The sequence below is a fragment of the Blautia sp. CAG:257 genome (assembly GCF_000433815.1).
GTDB lineage: Bacteria > Bacillota > Clostridia > Lachnospirales > Lachnospiraceae > Blautia_A > Blautia_A caecimuris.
Window position 1 is genome coordinate 2378 of the sequence record NZ_HF999102.1, and the last position, 2860, is coordinate 5237.

The 2860-nt window shown below is 46.0% G+C and carries 2 protein-coding genes; both read right to left on the reverse strand.

The features are described 5' to 3' along the window. On the reverse strand, positions 1-2524 hold a 2524-nt coding region (locus QVP40_RS11690), incomplete at its 3' end, for a cation-translocating P-type ATPase (protein ID WP_288200537.1). 79 nt (positions 2525-2603) lie between these two features. Then, a complete protein-coding gene (locus tag QVP40_RS11695) occupies positions 2604-2753 on the reverse strand; it encodes a hypothetical protein (RefSeq protein ID WP_287575898.1) in 150 nt (49 codons plus the stop codon). Positions 2754-2860: the final 107 nt, after the last annotated feature.

Sequence of the window (2860 nt, forward strand, 5' to 3'; positions counted from 1 at the left end):
GGAATGCTTTTGCAATAAACGGAACCTCGATTACAACTGTTGTCAGGATCAGGGAAACAACCATTGCTCCATACAGGAATTTGTTATGGCTGTTCAGTTTAAAGATAGATCCCCGGCGGCTTCTCATGTTAAGAGAATGGAAAATTTCCACCATGGAAAGGGTAAGGAATGCCATGGTTGTTCCGTCTGCACTGTTTACAAATTCCCATGCGCCGGATTCAATTCTGTGACCTACCAGATAAGAGATCATAACAAGAACAGTTACAACGGCGCCCTGGAAAAATACATCAAATCCCATTCCTCCGGCAAAAATACCTTCTTTCGGATCACGAGGCTTTTTCTTCATAATGTCTGCTTCGCTCTTTTCAAGTCCGAGAGCCAGAGCAGGGAAACAGTCTGTGATCAGGTTGATCCAGAGAAGATGTACCGGTTTCAGTATAGTAAATCCGATCATTGTAGAGAAGAAGATTGCCAGAACCTCTGCCAGGTTGGAGGCAAGCAGGAACTGGATTGCCTTACGGATGTTTGCATAAATACGGCGTCCCTCTTCTACTGCGGATACGATGGTTGCAAAGTTATCGTCTGCCAGTACCATATCAGCTACGTTTTTGGTTACGTCTGTTCCGGTGATTCCCATGCCCACGCCAATGTCAGCGCTCTTAATGGACGGAGCGTCATTAACGCCGTCACCGGTCATGGCTGTGATCATGCCTTTCTTTTTCCATGCATTTACAATACGTACTTTATGCTCCGGCTGAACTCGGGCATATACAGAAAACTCTTCGATTCTGTTCTGGAAATCCTCATCGCTGATCTCATTAAGCTGTGCGCCTGTGATAGCCTGAGAGGGATCGGAAAGGATTCCAAGCTCCATACCGATGGCAACTGCGGTATCCTTATGATCTCCGGTGATCATAATAGGACGGATTCCCGCTTCACGGCACTCTACGATTGCAGCCTTAACCTCCGGACGGACCGGATCGATCATTCCGGAAAGTCCCAGATAGGTAAGTTCCTGTTCCAGAAATGCAGGCTCTGTACTCTCCGGCATTTTGTCCCATTCACGGCATGCGCCGCAGAGAACACGAAGAGCTCTGTCAGCCATTGCTTTGTTACTTTTCAGAATAGATGCTCTGATCTCTTCTGTCATAGGAACCTTTGCGCCGTTTATAATTGCATGGGTACAGCATTTCAGTACCTCGTCCGGAGCACCCTTGGTAAACTGGATGATCTGGTTTTCTTTTGTTTTGTGAACGGTGGACATCATTTTACGCATGGAATCAAAAGGAGCTTCTCCCACACGTACGTATTCTTCTTTTAACTGTGTCTTTGGCAGACCGTTTTTAGCCGCATCGTTTACAAGAGCACATTCGGTAGGCTCTCCAACTGCCTCTCCCGCTTCTGCATCGTATTCTGCATCTGAACAGAGAGCCATTGCGATCTCCAAATTCTGCTCATTGTCAGCCACATGCTCCACAACTGTCATTTTGTTCTGGGTTAATGTACCTGTTTTATCAGAGCAGATGATCTGTGTACATCCAAGAGTTTCCACTGCAGTCAGCTTACGGATGATGGCGTTGCGTTTGGACATATTTGTCACGCCAATGGAAAGTACAATGGTCACAACCGCTGCCAGACCTTCCGGAATAGCCGCAACTGCAAGAGATACTGCAACCATAAAGGTGCTGAGGATGGTATCGCCGCTGATTCCTGAACGGAACAGTCCTACTGCAAAAATCACTGCGCAGATACCGATAACAAGAAGGGTAAGGATCTTACTCAGCTGGTTCAGTTTGATCTGAAGAGGCGTTGCATCGTCTTTTGCCTGAGAAAGAGCCTGAGCAATTTTACCCATTTCTGTGTTCATACCGGTTCCGGTAATGACAACCTTGCCGCGTCCGTAAACAACTGTAGAACCCATGTAGGCCATATTTTTACGATCTCCCAGGGGAACGTCCTTCTCTCCTCCAAGCTGAAGAAGATCTGTGATTTTATTTGCCGGAACTGATTCTCCTGTGAGAGCAGCTTCCTCAATTTTCAGACTGGCAGCTTCAATGATACGTCCGTCAGCCGGAACTGCATCTCCTGCTTCCAGAAGCACCACGTCTCCGGGAACAAGCTCGTCACTTTTCAGTGTCACTACCTTTCCGTCACGGAGCACCTTGCTGGTAGCGGCTGCGATTTCCTGCAAAGCCTCAATTGCGGCTTCTGCCTTACTTTCCTGAACAACTCCCAGTACTGCATTAATAATTACAACTGCAAGAATAATAATAACGTCAGCAAAAGACTCGCCTTCATAAAAAGCTGTGATTCCGGAAATTGCCGCAGCCACGATCAGGATAATGATCATCGGGTCTGCAAGTTCCCCTAAAAATCTCTTTAAAAGAGAAGTCTTTTTCCCTTTTTCCAGTTCATTCTTTCCGAATCTGGACAGTCTCTGCTGTGCTTCACCTGTTGACAGTCCCTGTTCGGAAGAATTCTGTTCTTTTAAAACTTCCTCACAGCTTGACAGATATTCTTTCATATTGCCTCCATTTCTGTGCAGCATGTTTGAGTTTCTGCACGCTTTTGTTTTATTTCTGAGGGCATTTCCAAATAAAATTTTATCCGGTCTGCCAAAGAATACGGCGTGTGATGTTCACTCCTTTCTGACACTTCTCCTGCCTTTCATTATACCCGGATTCTGCATTTTCAAAAACAAAAAGACTTATCTCAGGATTCCTCCCAAAGATAAGTCTCGCTGTTTCAAACAAAACCAGGTCTCCCGGCCATGATGTTGATTCTGTTACGCCTTTACGGTGTCAGCTACTCCCTTACACCTGTTGTATTCATTTCTGCTATTATGCATCATTTCTCCGAA